Genomic DNA, 15,668 nt, shown 5'->3' with positions numbered 1-15,668 from the left:
GCCCAATTCAAACGAGGATCGCAGACGTGAGACGCGGTGTGATGTACGCCGGCATGGCCGGTGCGTTGTGGGGCATGGTGTTGATGGTCCCTGAGCTGCTGCCTGAGTTCAACCCGATGCTGCTGAGCAGCGTGCGCTATGCCATGGTCGGGGTCATCTCGCTGCTGCTGGCACTGCCCATGGCCCGGCAGCTGCGTCAGCTGACCCTGCACGACGCGTGGATGCTGCTACGCCTGGCCGTCATCGGCAACCTGGTCTATTTCGTTTTCCTGGTGGCCGCCATCCAGCGTCTGGGCGTGGCGCCGGCTTCACTGATTGTCGGCGTACTGCCGCTGACCATCACCCTGTACGGTCGCAACGACAGTGGCGCGGTACCGCTGGCGCGGCTGATCGGCCCATTGGCGCTGATCCTGGCGGGCATGCTGTGCATCAACCTGCAGACGTTCGCCTTCGCCCCCGGCGACATCGGCGACAAGCTCCTGGGCCTGTTCTACGCATTGGCCGCCCTGGCCTGCTGGACTTGGTACGCGGTACAGAACAGCCGTTACCTCAAACAATGCGGGCATTTCGACAGCCATCAGTGGTCGGTGCTGTGTGGGGTGATGACCGGGCTGGCCAGCCTGGTGATGGTCGCAGCCCTGGCCCTGTGGCAGCCGCAACAGTTGCAGGTGGACGCACCGATGGCGCGCTGGTGGTTGTTCTGGGCGGCCAGCCTGGGCTGCGCGGTGCTGGGTTCGTGGTTGGCCATGGCACTGTGGAACGCCGCCTCCAAGCGCCTGCCACTCACCCTGAGCGGCCAGCTGATCGTCTTCGAAACCTTGTTCGCCCTGCTTTACGCTTTCCTTTGGCGGCAGACCGGGCCGAGCGTACTAGAGGTGGCAGCGATCATACTGGTGATTGGCGGCGTGCTGTGGTCCATGCGCCAGCACGGAACGCCGCGAGAACTTGCCAAACCGGTGCTTACCTGAGAAAAGGGCGGCTTTGATTTTTTCAGCGTTGGAGCATGCCCATGAGCAGCGAACTGCAGATCATCGACCTCGTCGAAGGCGACGGTAAAGCCGCCGTCAAAGGCGCCCTGATCACCACCCAGTACACCGGTTGGCTGGCCGACGGCAGCACGTTCGATTCGTCCTGGACGCGCGGCAAGCCCTTCCAGTGCGTGATCGGCACGGGGCGCGTGATTAAAGGGTGGGACCAAGGCTTGATGGGCATGCGCGTCGGCGGCAAACGCAAACTGCAGGTGCCGGCGCACCTGGGGTATGGCGAGCGCAGTGTGGGGGCGATACCGCCAAATTCGGATTTGACGTTTGAGATCGAGCTGCTGGAAGTGCTGACGCGGGATGATTGAGATATTGATGAGTTTTTGCGGGTGTATGCCTTGAGGTTTAGTGCCTACGAGATCGAGCGCCGCCCGCGCGGCGCTCGGTCTCGTAGGCGCCAGATCATTCACGCCATACATACAGGGTATACATAATTCAGCAACACACATCCTCTAACGTTGGCCTTGCCTAGGGAACGGTAATCACGCTCAGGGAGGAACCAAACGGGTTGACGGCACTCTGACCCTCACTCGTTGCCAGGGATGGCACTCACTACAAGGACGCCCTGCGGCTGCGGCGCAGGGCAACGTGGCGGGTCAACCCGATTTTCTCTGCCACAAGAGCCTGCCTTGATGAAGTTGCCAACCTTTCTCCGCCGTCGTCGCCACTTGCTGTTGAGCCTCGCGCTCACGGCCGTGGCCATACCGCTGGCGTTGGATGCTGTCGAAAGCCGTGCGCAGCCGGTCGATGGCACCCAGACCCTGGTCTTCCTGCGCCACGCCGAGAAACCGGGCGAGGGGCTCGGGCAACTGAACTGCCAAGGCCTCAACCGGGCATTGGACCTGGCCACGTTGCTGCCAGAACGTTTTGGCAATGCCGACTACGTGTTCGCTGCCAACCCATCGCGGCATGTCGAGGAAGGCAGCAAGGACCAGAGCTACAGCTATATCCGCCCATTGATGACCATCACCCCCAGCGCCATCCGCCAGGGGCTGCCGGTGAACATCGATTACGGTGCCAACGACACCGACGCGCTGGCCGAGGAGTTGCTAAGCGACAAATACCGCAACGCGACGGTCTACACCGCTTGGTCCCACGGCTACCTGCCAGAACTCATCAATACCGTGGCCGGCAAGGCGCTGGGTGAGGAGCGGGTGATCACCGAGGACTGGAACGGTGACGATTTTGACACCCTGTATGTGCTCACGCTGACCTGGCACGACGGCAAGGCCAGCCTGCTCAGCCGCAATGTGCGGCAGGGCCTCAATGACGGTGCCCATAGCTGTCCGAGCTGATGCGCTGCTACTGTGTGGGCAAGGAAGCCGAAACAGGGGCCATGCATGAAGCACGAGGTGACGGTCATTGGAGGGGGTGTCATTGGCCTGGCGACGGCCTATGCGCTGGTGCGCGAAGGGCTGTCGGTAGCGCTGATCGAGGCGCGTGACAGCCTGGCGTCTGCCACCAGTTTCGCCAATGGCGGGCAGTTGTCGTACCGCTATGTGGCGCCATTGGCCGATGCTGGTGTGCCGTGGCAGGCACTGGGCTGGATGCTGCAGGGGGATTCGCCGCTGCGTTTGCGGTTGCGATTCGACCCGGCGCAGTGGCGTTGGTTACTGGCGTTCATGATGGCCTGTCGCAGCCGTGTCAATGCTCGCAATGGCGCACAACTGCTGGCGTTGGCGCTGGAAAGCCAAGCCGCCCTGGCGCGCTGGCGCGAGGAGGATGGGCTGACGGATTTTGCCTGGCGGCGTAACGGCAAGCTGGTCGCCTTTCGCAGTGAGCGGGCGTTCAACCAAGGGCGCAGGCGCCTGCTCGATCCAATCAACCAACGCGTGCTCGATGCCGCCGAGCTCAAAGCCCTGGAGCCGGCCTTGGCCGGGGCGTCGTTCGTGGGGGGCGTGCTCACACCTGATGAGGAAGTCGCCGACTGTCACCGCTTCTGTGTACGCCTGGCCGAGCGTTTGCGCGCATCCGGGCAGTGCCAGTTTTTGCTCGGTAAGCCAGTGACTCAGCTGGTCGCACATCACGATCGGGTGGTTGCGTTGCAATTGGGCAGCGAGCAGGTGGATGTGCAGCGCCTGGTGCTGTGTGCGGGTCATCGCAGTGCGGGGTTGGCGCTACCGGGTTTGACGTTGCCGGTCTATCCGCTGAAGGGCTACAGCCTGACTGCGCCGATTGCCCCTGAGCATCGGGCGCCGGAGGTCAGTGTTACCGACTACGAGCGCAAGATCGTCTATGCGCGCCTGGACCGCCAGCTGCGGGTTGCGGCGATGGTGGATATCGTCGGTTACGATGAATCGGTGGATGCGCGCCGACTCGACAGCATGCGCCGGCTGGCGCTGGATACGCTGCCCAACGCCGCCGACTACGGGCAGGCGGTGGAATGGGCGGGGATGCGGCCAGCGACGCCTACCGGGGTGCCGATCATTGGGGCGACGGCGTATCGGAACCTGTGGCTGAACCTGGGGCATGGGGCACTGGGTTTTACGTTGGCCTGTGGCAGTGGGGAGCGGTTGGCCAGAATGTTGCGCTGACTGGACCGGCCCTATCGCTGGCAAGCCAGCTCCCACCCGAACTATGTAGCCTTCAAGTCTAGCGCCGCACCTGTGGGAGCTGGCTTGCCAGCGATGAGGCCGGAACAAGCACCACAAGACAGTTGCTCCCACAGGTGTCTCAGAACCTTCCGGCCTGTGGTCATCCTGTGGGAGTCGGCTTGCCGGCGTTAGGGCCACTTAAAGCACCTGAATCTTACCGACCGAAGCGCATCGGCCAGCCCACCACTTTCTTCACCCTCGGTGTGGCGTAGGTCCGCACCTTCGACGTACTCAACCCCATCCGCACCAGCGACTCGGCAATGGTCACCGCCGCACTTACACCGTCCACCACCGGCACGCCGGTGCGTTGACGGATCTGCTCATCCAGCCCCGCCATGCCTCCGCAACCCAGGCAGATCACCTCGGCCTTGTCGTCGCGCACAGCGCGCTCGGCCTGCTCGACGATGGCTTCCACGGCACGCTGCGGGTCGGCCTCCAGTTCGAGCACGGCCAGGCCACTGGCGCGCACCGACGCGCAGCGGTCGTACAGGCCGGAAAGCCGCAAGCGGTCTTCGATCAAGGGCACGGTGCGGTCCAGGGTGGTCACCACCGAGTAGGCGTGGCCCAGGTACATGGCCGTGCTGGCGGCGGCATCGGTGATGTCCACCACTGGGACGTTCAGCAGCTCTTGCAGGCCTTCGCGGCCGTGCTCACCGTAGCCGGCCTGAATCACTGCATCGTAGGGCCCATCGTAGGCCAGCACCCGGTCCATCACCGCGATGGCCGCCAGGTAGCTTTCAAAGTTGCCTTCCACCGACTCGGCGCCAAACCACGGGGTCAGGCCGATGATTTCGGTACCTGGCGCGGCAACGGCGCGCGCCTGCTCGGCGATGGCCTCGGTGATGGCTTCGGTGGTGTTGACGTTGGCAATCAGAATACGCATGGACAGTTCTCCCTGATCAGTGGCTGCTGTGGTCAACGGCGATGCACTCACCGCTGACATCCAGGTAGTGGCGGTTGCGTGGGGCGATCAGCAGGTAAAGGGCCGCGGCGATGCCGGCACCGATCAGCCAGGAGAACGGCGCCACGCTATGGAAGTTGGGTACCAGGGCGAGCACGATGGCCAGCAGTGCGGCCGGCACAAAGGCGGCCACGGCGCGCAGGTTGATGCCCTTGGTGTAGTGATAGGCGCCGGCCGGGTCTTCGCTGTACAGCTGCGGCACGTTGATGCAGCCTTTGCGCAGCAACCAGTAGTCGGCCATGATCACCCCGTACAGCGGGCCGAGCAGGGCGCCCAGGCCCGACAGGAAGTACACGATCACCAGCGGGCTGTTGTACAGGTTCCAGGGCAGGATCAGCACGGCGAGGGTGGCGCTGATCAGCCCCGCGCGACGGAAGTTCAGGTGGCGTGGCGCCAGGTTGCTGAGCACGAAAGCCGGGGCGACGAAGTTGGCCATGATATTCACGGCCACCGTGACGATCAGGAAGGCCAGGCAACCCAGGACCAGGAAGGGGGTGTTGGGGATGCTGGCGACGATCTGCGTCGGGCTGTCGATGATCTGGCCGTTGATCTGGAACTGCGCGCCGCACAGCACCACGGTGATCATCGCGAACACCAGGATATTCACCGGCAAGCCCCAGAAGTTACCGACGCGGATGGTCTTGCGGCAGGGCGAAGAGCGGGCGAAGTCGCAGAAGTTGAGCACCAGGGTGCCGTAGATCGCCAACCACAGGGCACCGCCCGCGAAGATGTTGCGCCACATCTCGTAACCGGTCAGCGGCGCCGCCACCGACCAGGCGATACGCGCGTCGGCCTTGAAGTACATGAACACCGCCAGGCTGGCGACGGTGAGCAGGATCACCGGGCCGGCGAAGGCCTCGTAGCGGCGTACCATCTCCATGCCGTAGGCGAGGATCACCAACTGCACCAGCCAGATCGCCACGAAGCAGACCCAGCCCAGGCTCGACAGGCCAAGGATGCTGTCCTGGTCGTGGACGGCCAGTTGCGGCCATACGGCGGTCAGCAGCACGCGCAGCACGACCGAGGCCAGGTAGGTTTGGATGCCGAACCAGGCAATGGCAATGACCGCGCGGATCAACGCCGGTATTTGCGCGCCATGGATACCGAAGGCAATGCGGCTGATGACCGGAAACGGTACGCCGGTCTTTTGCCCCATGTAACCGGACAGGTTCATGAAGAAGTACACCAGCGCCGCACCAATGGCCAGCGACACCAGTATCTGCCAGCCGCCCAGCCCGAGGGCGAACAGCCCCATGGCGAACGAGTAGTTGGCGATGTTGTGCACATCGTTGGTCCATAACGCAAAGATGCTGTAACCGCCCCAGCGCCGACCTTCGGCGCGTGTTGGGGCGAGGTCGCGATTGTGCAGGCGTGGGCTCAGTTCAAGTGCTGGCGCAGGGCCGGCAAGTGTGGAGATGGGGTTGCTGCTGGCGACGGAAAGTTCAGGGGCAAGGTCGAGGCTTGTACGCATTCCGGCAGGCTCCTGATGCACGTGGACTGCGATGAGCGGGCAATGCGCACGGGCTCGCCATCTCGTCGGTGCAGCGTCGGCATCACTGGGTTCTGGGCGCGGCGGCCGACGGGTAGGGCGGCGTCGCGGGTTCTTGTGTATTTATGTTTTGCCTAACTTGTATACAAAACACGAACACACAAAAGCGAGTTCCATGCCAGCCGAAAAGCGACGTTCAAGTTGCCATTGTTTTGAAATCGTCTTGTTTAACGCTAACTAAATGAAATTAAGGAAATAAAATTTGACCAATTAAACAGCTTTTATTTTTTGATCGTTATATTAGTTGATCAATTGGTCAAAATAAGTAGCGCGGAGGGTGTAACGTATTGGGGCACGGTTGAGAAAAGTGCACACAAAAATGGCACCTATAGTGACATTTATGTGTACAAAAAATAGTCAGCTTTTGCCTGTGCCGACCACTTCGAGGCAGGTTCAGCCCATCGGCGGCAGGCGTCGCTTCACCGGGCTCTTCTTGATGATCGCGGTGTTGGTTTCGGCCAGCACGTTGATCCGGTCGAGCAGGGTGTCGAGCTGTTCCATCGAGCGCACATGCAAACGCGCAATGAAGCAGTCCTCGCCGGTCACCTTGTCGCATTCGGTGAACTCAGGGATCGCAATGATCTGCCGCTCCACTTCCTGCAACTGCCCCGGCAGCGGGCGGATACGCACGATCGCCTGCAACTGGTAACCAAAACTGCGTGGGTCGACATCCACGGTGTAACCGCGCAAGACGCCGCGTTCTTCCAGGCGGCGCAAGCGCTCGCTGACGCTGGGGGCAGACAAGCCACTGATCTGCGCCAGGGCCTTGAGTGAGCGCCGCGAGTCTTCCATCAACGCGTTGATCAGCAGTTGGTCGATAGCATCGGTCATGCGTAACCTCATCAGGCTATTCGGGTGATTTGCCTTGATAGTAAAGGCAAGCTGGCGGATGCGCCTTTGATATCCGCTGGAAGGTCCCCCGTCACCCTTTGCATACTGTTGTCATTATCAACGGAGGTGTGAGATGGACAGTTCATTGCGCCGTGGCTCGCTGGAAATGGTCGCTGCCATGCTGATTTCCGGGACTATCGGCTGGTTCGTGCTGGTGTCGGGCCAGCCAGTACTCGACGTGGTGTTCTGGCGGTGCGTGTTCGGTACGGGCACGTTGCTGGTGATCTGCGCGGCCTTGGGCTTTCTCAAACCGGGTGTGATCGGCCGCACGGCGTTTCTGCTGGCGATTGCTAGCGGTGTGGCCATCGTCGGCAACTGGGTGTTGCTGTTCGCCTCTTATTCACGCGCTTCGATCGCCATCGGCACCGCCGTTTACAACGTCCAACCGTTCATGCTGGTGGGCCTGGCGGCTGTGTTTCTGGGCGAAAAGATCACCTTGCCCAAGGTCACCTGGTTGAGCGTTGCCTTCCTGGGCATGCTGGCTATCGTCAGCGCCCACGGTGCGGGGCAGGGCAGTGGCGAGGATTACCTGCTGGGTATTGGCCTGGCGCTGGGCGCGGCGTTTTTGTATGCAATCGCTGCGTTGATCATCAAGCGCCTTAAAGGTACGCCACCGCACCTGATTGCATTGATCCAGGTTGCCACCGGCGTGCTGCTGCTGGCGCCGTGGGTCAAGCTGGGTGGGTTGCCGGGTGAGACTTCGGCGCTGGCCAGCCTGGTGACCCTCGGCATCGTTCATACCGGGGTGATGTATGTGTTGCTGTACAGCGCTATTCAGCGCTTGCCTACCGCACTGACTGGCGCGCTGTCGTTCGTTTACCCGATTGCGGCAATTCTTGTCGACTGGGTGGCCTTTGGGCACCGGCTGGCACCGTTGCAATGGCTGGGCGTGGCACTGATTCTGCTGGCAGCGGCGGGGATGCAGCAGGGATGGTGGTTTAGTTCTGCGCGGGTTGCAGCCAAACATTGAGGTGACCTTGCGGGCCTCTTCGCGGGTAACCCGCTCCCACAGGTATCGTGCTGTCCTTCGAAGCGGTGCAGTACGGGTGGGAGCGGGTTTACCCGCGAAGAGGCCCGCAAGGGTAGAATGCCGCTTTTTCCAGCTTGCGACCCGCCATGACCTCGCCGATCCAGACCCTTGAGCAACACCTGCTCGCCGCCCTCGACCCCGCCCCACAGGAAACCCGTCGCCTGTTCCACGGCCGTGGCCGCTGCTGGCCGGGCCTTGAGCAGGTGACGGTGGACTGGCTGCAAGGCGTGCTGTCGGTGGCGCTGTTCCGTGAGCCGCCTGAAGGCCAATTGGAAGAGTTGGAGGCCATGCTGCGTAACCTCGCCCAGCGCCCGCAATGGCATGGCCAGGCCATCCTCATCCAGCATCGCTACCTGCCGGACAGCCCCGGCCAATGGCTGTGGGGCGAGCCGTGCCAGCAGCGGGAGGTCGTCGAGGACGGCCTGACTTACCTGCTGGACCTGGGCGTACGGCAGAACAATGGCCTGTTCCTGGACATGCGCTATGGCCGACGCTGGGTACGCGAACAGGCAGCAGGCAAGCGGGTGCTCAACCTGTTTGCCTATACCTGCGGTTTCTCGGTAGCGGCTATTGCGGGTGGGGCGGAGCAGGTAGTGAACCTGGACATGGCCAAGTCGGCGTTGTCCCGTGGGCGAGACAACCACCGGCTCAATGGCCACGATGCGTCACGGGTGGCGTACTTGGGGCATGAGCTGTTCAAGTCCTGGGGCAAGGTGCGCAAGTACGGGCCCTATGACTTGATCATCATCGACCCGCCCACCTTCCAGAAGGGCAGCTTTGTGCTGACCCAGGATTACGCGAAGATTCTGCGGCGGTTGCCGGAGCTGCTGAATGAGGGCGGGACCGTGCTGGCCTGTGTGAACGACCCGGGGATCGGGCCAGAGTTTTTGATCGAAGGCATGGCCGAGCAGGCGCCGGCGTTGGCTTTTGTCGAGCGGCTGGAGAACCCGCCGGAGTTTCCTGATGCGGATCCGGCTGGGGGCCTTAAAGCCTTGGTATTCCGGCAGGTTTGAGGCTTGCATCACGCTGAAACTCCACGCATAGGCAGCGGATACACCTGGGCAAAGCTCACCTGCTCCGTCTGGTCCACCCGCTTCTTCAGCCGCTCGTTGAACGCGCGGCTCACCGCATACTGCCCACCGGAAATGGTGCGGAACTGCGCCGTCAGCACAAACCCGTTCAAGTCCATGCGGTCGACCCCGAATACCTGCAACGGCCCCTGCAGGTTGATGCGCAGCAGCGGGTCGTCGCTGATCGACTGCCCCACCTCATGGATCAGCGCCAGCGACTGGTCCACATCGCTGTCGTAGGTGAATTGCACCGAGAAAAATGCATAGGCGAACTGCCGCGACTGGTTGGTGACCGCCTTGATCTGGCCAAACGGCACCGAGTGCACAAACCCCTTGCCGTCGCGCAGGCGCAGGGTACGGATGGTCAGGCTTTCGACAGTGCCGGCATGGCCGGAGTCGAGCACCACCCAGTCGCCGATCGAGATAGTGTCTTCGATCAGGATGAACAGCCCGGTGATCACGTCCTGCACCAGTTGCTGCGAGCCAAAGCCGATGGCCAGGCCGATCACCCCGGCACCGGCCAGCAGCGGCGCGACGTTGATGCCCAGGTTGGCCATGGTGGTGATGGTGCAGATGACGATCAGCACCACTTTGATGGCATTGCGCAGCATGGGCAGGATGGTCCGCACCCGCGTGCTCGGCTGGCGCGCGGTACGGCGCCCGGGCGCTGGTTTGAGTGCTTCCTGGATGGCGGTGTCGAGCACCACCCAGAGCAGCCAGGTGACCAGCAGGATCAGGCCGATGCTCGACAGCGAATTGCTGATGGCCTGGCCCAGGCGGTTGCTCAGGGCGAAGCCGATGACCGAGACGCCCCAGATACGCCCGAGCAGTTCGATGAAGGCCACCGCCATGGCAATGCGCAGCAGCGCGTGGGCCAGGCTGCGCAGCAGTTCCTTGTAAGGCCGTACCCGTTGCCCAGCATCGGCTTCGCGGGGCGCCAACAGGTGTTGCAGCAAAGTACTGAGAAACACCGTGGACACCAGCAGCACCGTGGTCAGCAAGGCTTTTTGCAGCGCCTTCTGGCTTTCCTCTCCAGCGCCGATCAGGTGAATGGCCGAGACCAGGATCATCAGCAGGATCGGCAAATACCACACCACCGAGAAGATGCGCAGGGTTTCCTGCACCGCCCGGTGTTGCAGGCGGTCCTTGAAGGCGCGGTTGCGGATCAGGTGGGCAACCGGGCGGCGCAGGCGAATCACCAGGCTGGCAAAGATGACCGTGGCGGTGAGGCCGGTGAGTACCGCGATGCTGGCGGTGATGTTGCCGCCTAACTGGCGGGCGATCTGCGGGCTGGTCAGCGCATCGCTCCAGGCGGCCAGGAAGCCGATCAGGAACAGCGGACGCGGTGCCAGGCGTTTGATCACTGCCACGGCCGAGCGTTTGTGGCCTGCATCGAACAAGGTGACCAGGCACAGGATGATCGAGGTAGAGAACAGGCCGCTGCTGGTGGCGTACGCCAGGCTCAGGCCCAGGGCGCGGGCGATCGATGGGTCAAGGAAGCGGCTGACATACAAGGTCAGCGGCAAGCTGGCCAGGGCGGGAAGCGTATAGGGCAGCAGGTAGCCGAGCAGGCTGCTGGCGCGCGGGCGGTCGCGCAGCCATGCCGTGCGGGCGCTGCGCGTGGCGCCCCAGCGGCCAAGGGTGGTGAGCACTGCGAAGGCCGCGGCCCAAGTGAATGTCAGCAGGATGAAGTTACCTGCCAAGGTGAGCGAGTCACTGGCCGAATGGCGATCGACCAGGCGTCCCATTTCCTGTGCCGCACGGTCGGTGCGCAGGCGCCAGGCGTCAACCAGGTGGGCATCCAGGTCAAGCTCCTGGGCGGCACTGTCCAGGCCGTCGGCCAAGGCACCGAGCAGGCCGCCCTGAAGTACCGGCTCCGGTTCGGCAGGTTGTGCGTCGGTGGGGGCGGGGTCGGCCGCCAGTAGGTGGGTGCTCAGCAGGCAGCCGAGCAGCAGGGTGGTGAGGTAGCGCAGCACTGGAGTACTCCTTGGGCCGGGATGAGCGGGGCAGGGTTACTCCAGAAACTGAGCCGTTCAGCGGTGCGAAAGTTCGATGTGCGTGTGCTGGGGTCAGCGATTGCCTTGCAGCGAGCCCGTCAGCCCATGGGTGAGCGTTTCCCAGCGCAGGTGAAACGCGCCCACTTGGGGGCGTTTTTTTGCCAGAAATGTTTGCGTCTCGGGCAGGTTGACCCCTTTGCGCAGTGCGTAATGGTTGTAGGCAATTTCGAAGGTGCCGCTGATGTTGTCGCGGATAGGCGCCTTGCAGAGCGGCTGCGGGATGTTGCCATTCATCTGCGCGCTATGCAGTTCCAGCGCTGCGACGATGCGTTGCTGCTCTTCGCTATACAAATCGACGCCCTGCAGCCTGGCGGTTTCTGCGACGTTGATGATGGCTGCCAAGCCCATCGAAGTGTGGGCGAGGTCACGGCAGGTTTCTTGGCTAAGGCCCTTCACGTAGTGAGTGGGAAAGTGCCAGTGCGCCTCGATCCGATCGTCATCGAGTTTGCACCACGGCGCATTGGGCGGCCTGTTATCGTCTTGCTCGTCATAAATATAAGCAGGTACGAGTTGATGCCAACGCCCGATGGCTTCGTCGAATAATGCGCGGTCATCCGTGACGATACCGATATTGGTCATTGCCTCAATCGCGGTGGCATGCCAGTTCTTGTTATGGCACAGCGAGCCAGAGATGAACATCTGCTTGATACTGGGGAGGTGCTGCTCTGTGAGCATTTTCTTAACCTTCGCCCGTTCATCCGGCAACCAACCGGTGTAGCCTTCATCGACGATTTCAAGGCCTCGGGTAAAGAGCGCGGCGGTCCAGGCAGCTTGCAATGGACCATTACTTGCCTGATGTCCGCCCGTCAGCGTCGTTGCCCACGCCAGCAGAATGCTTCTGACGTTCGCGGCATATTGAGGATTACCGGTATACGACCACAGCAACGCCTGTGTGTACGTCGCCGCTGCGTCATCCATTTCTTCAAAGCAGCCAACGCGCGGATTAGTGGAGCCCGAGCCGCATTCAACCGTGGTGAAGGGGATGGCCTTGTAGTCCTCAGCGGCCCATTTACTGTCCTTGGCTTGCGCAAAGGCATCCTTCCAAGGCTGCGTGTCTAATCGGGCTTTGACGAGATTCAAAAGTGCGGTGTCAACCAGGATGCCAGGGTGGTTCAGTGGCAGACCGACAGTCGGCGAAAGGCTTTGGGAGTTTGCAGAATTGGCCGTGCTGAGGCCTGCAAGGGTGAGGGCGGAGATTAAAAGGAATTTACGCATGGTGAGTGCCTCATTGAGTCATGAGGCCCATGCTGCCAAGTTTCTGAAGTACGGCTACTGCTAGAACTATCAGTAGCCGTACGGCGAGGACTGTGTTTGTAAGTTACTGCCCGCTGTAGATCTGGTCGAACACACCACCGTCGTTGAAGTGGGTCTTTTGCACGGTACGCCAGTCACCAAAGGTTTTTTCCACCGACAGGAAGTCGACTTTCGGGAAACGGTCGGTGTACTTGGCCAACACCGCCGGATCACGTGGGCGCAGGTAGTTGTTGGCGGCGATTTCCTGTGCCGCTGGCGACCACAGGTACTTCAGGTATTCCTCGGCCACGGCCTGGGTACCTTTTTTCGCCACCACCTTGTCGACCACGCTTACCGGTGGCTCAGCTTCGGCGGACACACTTGGGTAGACCACTTCGAACTGGTCGCGGCCGAATTCGCGGGCGATCATTTCGGCTTCGTTTTCGAAGGTCACCAGCACGTCGCCGATCTGGTTGGTCATGAAGGTGGTGGTCGCGGCGCGGCCACCGGTATCCAGCACGGGCGCCTGTTTGAACAGCTTGCCGACGAAGTCGCGGGCCTTGGTCTCGTCACCGCCTTGCTTGAGCACATAGCCCCACGCCGAGAGGTAGGTGTAACGGCCGTTACCCGAGGTTTTCGGGTTGGGCACGATCACTTGCACGCCATCCTTGAGCAGGTCGGGCCAGTCTTTCAGTGCCTTGGGGTTGCCTTTGCGCACGATGAACACGGTGGCCGAGGTGAACGGCGCGCTGTTGTTCGGCAGGCGGGTGACCCAGTTGTCTGGCACCAGCTTGCCGTTGTCGACCAGGGCGTTGATGTCGGTGGCCATGTTCATGGTGATGACATCGGCCGGCAGGCCGTCGATCACCGCGCGCGCTTGCTTGCTCGAGCCGCCGAAGGACATCTGCACATTGACCTTCTCGTTGTGCTCGGCTTCCCAGTGTTTCTGGAAGGCCGGGTTGTAGTCCTTGTAGAAGTCGCGCATCACGTCGTAGGAGACGTTGAGCAGGGTCGGGGCGGCTTGGGCGAGGTTGCCGAGGGCCAGGCCTGCGGCGAGCAGCGAGGCGGTGAAGAGTTTTTTCACTGGGAGCGTTCCTTGTTCTGACTCAAAGGTTGGCGATTAGCCGTCGACTATAGCGGGTGACTGACAGACGGATAAAGAACAAAAAACGCTTTGTTTATGCTGTGAAGTTAGGGCAGCTGACCAATGCTCAATAGGTTTTCGTTTATGACGGGCCAAGGACATGAGTCAACTGTCAAATGTGACAGTGGCAAGGCCTCCACGAAGTAAGTTTAACTGCGTGAAACTACAAGATGAGCATGTCGCTATGTCCTCCAGTCAGAAGCCGTTGAAAGAGCGTAACCGATCACGTTTCTTTGGTCAGGGAGATCGACTTTGCAGTGTGTTGATCGACGGTGACCATCATCGATTGATGAGTGGGAATGCACTGCTCATCGCTCGGCTGGTAACGTGCTCCCCCCCGATGTTGTTGCGCACGAATCACGCTGGGACTGTGACGGGAACACAGGGTAGGGAGGGCGACAAACATCTTTCTTATACCTCTTACGGTTTCAGAGCACCGTTCGGGCAGGGAGCGCTTCCAGGACTCAATGGTGAGTACCTGGATCCAATGACTGGCTGTTACCCACTGGGGCGCGGGAGGCGATTTTTTAGCCCAGCCTTGATGCGCTTTCTGTCATCGGATGTGCTGAGCCCGTTTCATGCTGGTGGGTTGAATGGATACAGCTATTGTGGGGGGGATCCTGTCAATAAGCACGATCCCTCCGGTCACTACGGCGTAATACTGAAAAACTTTCCAGGTATTTCCGAGTTCTTGACGGGGGATCCAAATCGACGAGTCACGGGCGCACTCTTCAACCCGGACACAAAAAAACTGACAGATTTTCGCGTCAAGATGGTTAATGGTGAGGCGCAAATCCGCTTGACTGACTTCGACTATAGCGATCGAACAATGTATGTCAGTGCGGATAGGACAGTATTCATTGATGAGCGTTTCAGTTATCAAGGCTCCTCCGATATCGACCTGATGCCCCTCGTGAAAACTCACCAACGGGATATGTTAGAGAAAGGTTTTGAGCTCAAGACGGTCAATCCTCGCAAAGCAGTTATGACTGAACATGGTCTTGTGGTGCAACCCCACGACATTTACTTGAGTGAACGAGGAGCTGTTGAAACGTCGCAAGCGCCGATTCATCCGCAGCTACCCGCCTCTGGCTCGTCGCAAGCGCCGATTCATCCGCAGGTACCCGCCTCTGGCTCGTCGCGTGAGCCGCAGATGAGTTTTCTAGTGCGCCTCCGAGACAAATTACGGCGAAAAAAGTGAACTCAATGGTCATGGCCGCTTGAGCGAAGTGACTTGCCGCCCTTCGTCACCTAGAGCTCATTGCTTTGGAAACAACGCATTGCCACACCGCGAACAGAAGGCGGCGCTGTGTTCGTGGGATCTCTTACTGCATGTCGGGCAATCATGCTGCAGCTGTTCCCCCCGCATCGCATTGGCCAACTCTGCCGTGAAGATCCCGGTCGGCACCGCAATGATCGAATAACCGGTGATCATCACCAGTGACGACAGCACCTGCCCCAGCGGCGTCTTCGGCACGATATCGCCAAAGCCCACCGTGGTCAGGGTGACAATGGCCCAATAGATGCCTTTGGGAATGCTGGTAAAGCCGTGCTCCGGCCCTTCGATCACGTACATCAAGGTGCCGAACACGGTCACCAGGGTCGAGACAGTGACCAGGAACACGATGATCTTCTGCTTGCTGCCCCGCAGCGCGGCCATCAGGTAGTTGGCCTGCTTGAGGTACTGGCCAAGCTTGAGCACGCGGAAGATCCGTAGCATGCGGATGACCCGGATGATCAGCAGGTATTGCGCGTCGCTGTAATAGAGGGCGATGACCCCGGGGACGATCGCCAGCAGGTCGACCAGGCCGTAGAAGCTGAAGGCGTAGCGCAGGGGCTTGGGCGAGCAGTACAGGCGCGTGAGGTATTCGGCCAGGAAGATCGCGGTGAAGCCCCATTCGATGGCAGCGAGCAGGCCGGCGTAGCCTTGGTGTATTTCGTCGATGCTGTCGAGGATCACCGTGACCAGGCTGGCGAGGATGATCAGTAACAGGGTCTTGTCGAAGCGTCTTCCAGCCACGGTGTCGGTCTGGAAGACGATGACGTAGAGCCGCTCACGCAGGCTCGCAGGGTTGTTCATTGGCTCGTTCCACAAGGCG

At 61.1% G+C, this 15,668-nt stretch carries 14 protein-coding genes; 7 read left to right on the top strand and 7 right to left on the bottom strand.

Going from position 1 to position 15,668, the window contains the following annotated elements; all coding sequences use genetic code 11:
• The first annotated feature begins 26 nt into the window (after positions 1 to 26).
• From ACMCNM_RS22470 to ACMCNM_RS22455, 4 genes are all read left to right on the top strand, one after another.
• Positions 27 to 968: a DMT family transporter gene (locus ACMCNM_RS22470; RefSeq protein ID WP_412765452.1), complete on the top strand. Its 942-nt coding sequence runs from the start codon at positions 27 to 29 to the stop codon at positions 966 to 968.
• 41 nt (positions 969 to 1,009) lie between these two features.
• Positions 1,010 to 1,348 (top strand): FKBP-type peptidyl-prolyl cis-trans isomerase, encoded by a 339-nt coding sequence (locus tag ACMCNM_RS22465; RefSeq protein WP_412765451.1) that lies wholly within the window; start codon positions 1,010 to 1,012, stop codon positions 1,346 to 1,348.
• Positions 1,349 to 1,672: 324 nt separating this feature from the next.
• On the top strand, positions 1,673 to 2,335 hold the full coding sequence (locus ACMCNM_RS22460; RefSeq protein WP_186682630.1) for a histidine phosphatase family protein: 663 nt from the start codon (positions 1,673 to 1,675) through the stop codon (positions 2,333 to 2,335).
• Between the two features lie 45 nt (positions 2,336 to 2,380).
• Positions 2,381 to 3,574 (top strand): D-amino acid dehydrogenase, encoded by a 1,194-nt coding sequence (locus tag ACMCNM_RS22455; protein ID WP_412765450.1) that lies wholly within the window; start codon positions 2,381 to 2,383, stop codon positions 3,572 to 3,574.
• Between the two features lie 214 nt (positions 3,575 to 3,788).
• On the opposite strand, the gene ACMCNM_RS22450 is transcribed toward ACMCNM_RS22455, so the two are convergent.
• The 3 genes from ACMCNM_RS22450 to ACMCNM_RS22440 all read right to left on the bottom strand — a co-directional run bounded on the left by ACMCNM_RS22450 (position 3,789) and on the right by ACMCNM_RS22440 (position 6,975).
• Positions 3,789 to 4,517 carry an aspartate/glutamate racemase family protein gene (locus ACMCNM_RS22450; RefSeq protein WP_027592983.1) on the bottom strand — a complete coding sequence of 243 codons (729 nt, stop codon included), beginning with the start codon at positions 4,515 to 4,517 and terminating at the stop codon, positions 3,789 to 3,791.
• Positions 4,518 to 4,533: 16 nt separating this feature from the next.
• Positions 4,534 to 6,066, bottom strand: a complete 1,533-nt coding sequence (locus ACMCNM_RS22445; protein ID WP_085272517.1) for an NCS1 family nucleobase:cation symporter-1 — start codon at positions 6,064 to 6,066, stop codon at positions 4,534 to 4,536.
• A gap of 471 nt (positions 6,067 to 6,537) precedes the next feature.
• Positions 6,538 to 6,975 (bottom strand): Lrp/AsnC family transcriptional regulator, encoded by a 438-nt coding sequence (locus ACMCNM_RS22440; RefSeq protein WP_027592981.1) that lies wholly within the window; start codon positions 6,973 to 6,975, stop codon positions 6,538 to 6,540.
• 133 nt (positions 6,976 to 7,108) lie between these two features.
• On the opposite strand from ACMCNM_RS22440, the gene ACMCNM_RS22435 reads away from it, so the two are divergent.
• Both ACMCNM_RS22435 and ACMCNM_RS22430 read left to right on the top strand, forming a co-directional pair.
• Complete coding sequence (locus ACMCNM_RS22435; RefSeq protein WP_186704037.1) at positions 7,109 to 8,005, top strand: DMT family transporter; 897 nt, start codon at positions 7,109 to 7,111, stop codon at positions 8,003 to 8,005.
• 146 nt (positions 8,006 to 8,151) lie between these two features.
• Positions 8,152 to 9,078: a class I SAM-dependent methyltransferase gene (locus tag ACMCNM_RS22430; protein WP_412765449.1), complete on the top strand. Its 927-nt coding sequence runs from the start codon at positions 8,152 to 8,154 to the stop codon at positions 9,076 to 9,078.
• Between the two features lie 8 nt (positions 9,079 to 9,086).
• On the opposite strand, the gene ACMCNM_RS22425 is transcribed toward ACMCNM_RS22430, so the two are convergent.
• The 3 genes from ACMCNM_RS22425 to ACMCNM_RS22415 form a co-directional block, all read right to left on the bottom strand.
• The gene (locus ACMCNM_RS22425) at positions 9,087 to 11,111 is read right to left on the bottom strand and encodes a mechanosensitive ion channel family protein (protein ID WP_412765448.1); all 2,025 of its coding nucleotides are present in this window, start codon (positions 11,109 to 11,111) and stop codon (positions 9,087 to 9,089) included.
• A gap of 93 nt (positions 11,112 to 11,204) precedes the next feature.
• Entirely contained in the window at positions 11,205 to 12,407 is a 1,203-nt protein-coding gene (locus tag ACMCNM_RS22420; protein ID WP_412765447.1) for an alginate lyase family protein, read from the bottom strand.
• A gap of 103 nt (positions 12,408 to 12,510) precedes the next feature.
• Positions 12,511 to 13,509 carry a sulfate ABC transporter substrate-binding protein gene (locus ACMCNM_RS22415; RefSeq protein ID WP_085272522.1) on the bottom strand — a complete coding sequence of 333 codons (999 nt, stop codon included), beginning with the start codon at positions 13,507 to 13,509 and terminating at the stop codon, positions 12,511 to 12,513.
• Positions 13,510 to 13,726: 217 nt separating this feature from the next.
• Here ACMCNM_RS22415 and ACMCNM_RS22410 point away from each other — a divergent pair, with 217 nt between their 5' ends.
• On the top strand, positions 13,727 to 14,770 hold the full coding sequence (locus ACMCNM_RS22410) for an RHS repeat-associated core domain-containing protein (protein WP_412765446.1): 1,044 nt from the start codon (positions 13,727 to 13,729) through the stop codon (positions 14,768 to 14,770).
• Between the two features lie 57 nt (positions 14,771 to 14,827).
• Here ACMCNM_RS22410 and ACMCNM_RS22405 read toward each other — a convergent pair whose 3' ends face one another.
• Positions 14,828 to 15,649 carry an ion transporter gene (locus ACMCNM_RS22405; RefSeq protein WP_412765445.1) on the bottom strand — a complete coding sequence of 274 codons (822 nt, stop codon included), beginning with the start codon at positions 15,647 to 15,649 and terminating at the stop codon, positions 14,828 to 14,830.
• Between the last annotated feature and the right edge of the window lie 19 nt (positions 15,650 to 15,668).

Origin of the sequence: Pseudomonas sp. NGC7 (assembly GCF_047159675.1) — a bacterium.
Taxonomy (GTDB): Bacteria; Pseudomonadota; Gammaproteobacteria; order Pseudomonadales; family Pseudomonadaceae; genus Aquipseudomonas; species Aquipseudomonas kermanshahensis.
Note: the sequence above shows the minus strand (reverse complement) of the source record. Positions and strands in the feature narration are given on the sequence as shown.

Excerpts from the sequence above, each read along its gene's own strand:
- ACMCNM_RS22465 (WP_412765451.1), top strand. The coding sequence starts at position 1,010 with ATGAGCAGCGAACTGCAGATCATCGACCTCGTCGAAGGCGACGGTAAA.
- ACMCNM_RS22460 (WP_186682630.1), top strand. The coding sequence starts at position 1,673 with ATGAAGTTGCCAACCTTTCTCCGCCGTCGTCGCCACTTGCTGTTGAGC.
- ACMCNM_RS22455 (WP_412765450.1), top strand. The coding sequence starts at position 2,381 with ATGAAGCACGAGGTGACGGTCATTGGAGGGGGTGTCATTGGCCTGGCG.
- ACMCNM_RS22450 (WP_027592983.1), bottom strand. The coding sequence starts at position 4,517 with ATGCGTATTCTGATTGCCAACGTCAACACCACCGAAGCCATCACCGAG.
- ACMCNM_RS22445 (WP_085272517.1), bottom strand. The coding sequence starts at position 6,066 with ATGCGTACAAGCCTCGACCTTGCCCCTGAACTTTCCGTCGCCAGCAGC.
- ACMCNM_RS22440 (WP_027592981.1), bottom strand. The coding sequence starts at position 6,975 with ATGACCGATGCTATCGACCAACTGCTGATCAACGCGTTGATGGAAGAC.
- ACMCNM_RS22435 (WP_186704037.1), top strand. The coding sequence starts at position 7,109 with ATGGACAGTTCATTGCGCCGTGGCTCGCTGGAAATGGTCGCTGCCATG.
- ACMCNM_RS22430 (WP_412765449.1), top strand. The coding sequence starts at position 8,152 with ATGACCTCGCCGATCCAGACCCTTGAGCAACACCTGCTCGCCGCCCTC.
- ACMCNM_RS22420 (WP_412765447.1), bottom strand. The coding sequence starts at position 12,407 with ATGCGTAAATTCCTTTTAATCTCCGCCCTCACCCTTGCAGGCCTCAGC.
- ACMCNM_RS22405 (WP_412765445.1), bottom strand. The coding sequence starts at position 15,649 with ATGAACAACCCTGCGAGCCTGCGTGAGCGGCTCTACGTCATCGTCTTC.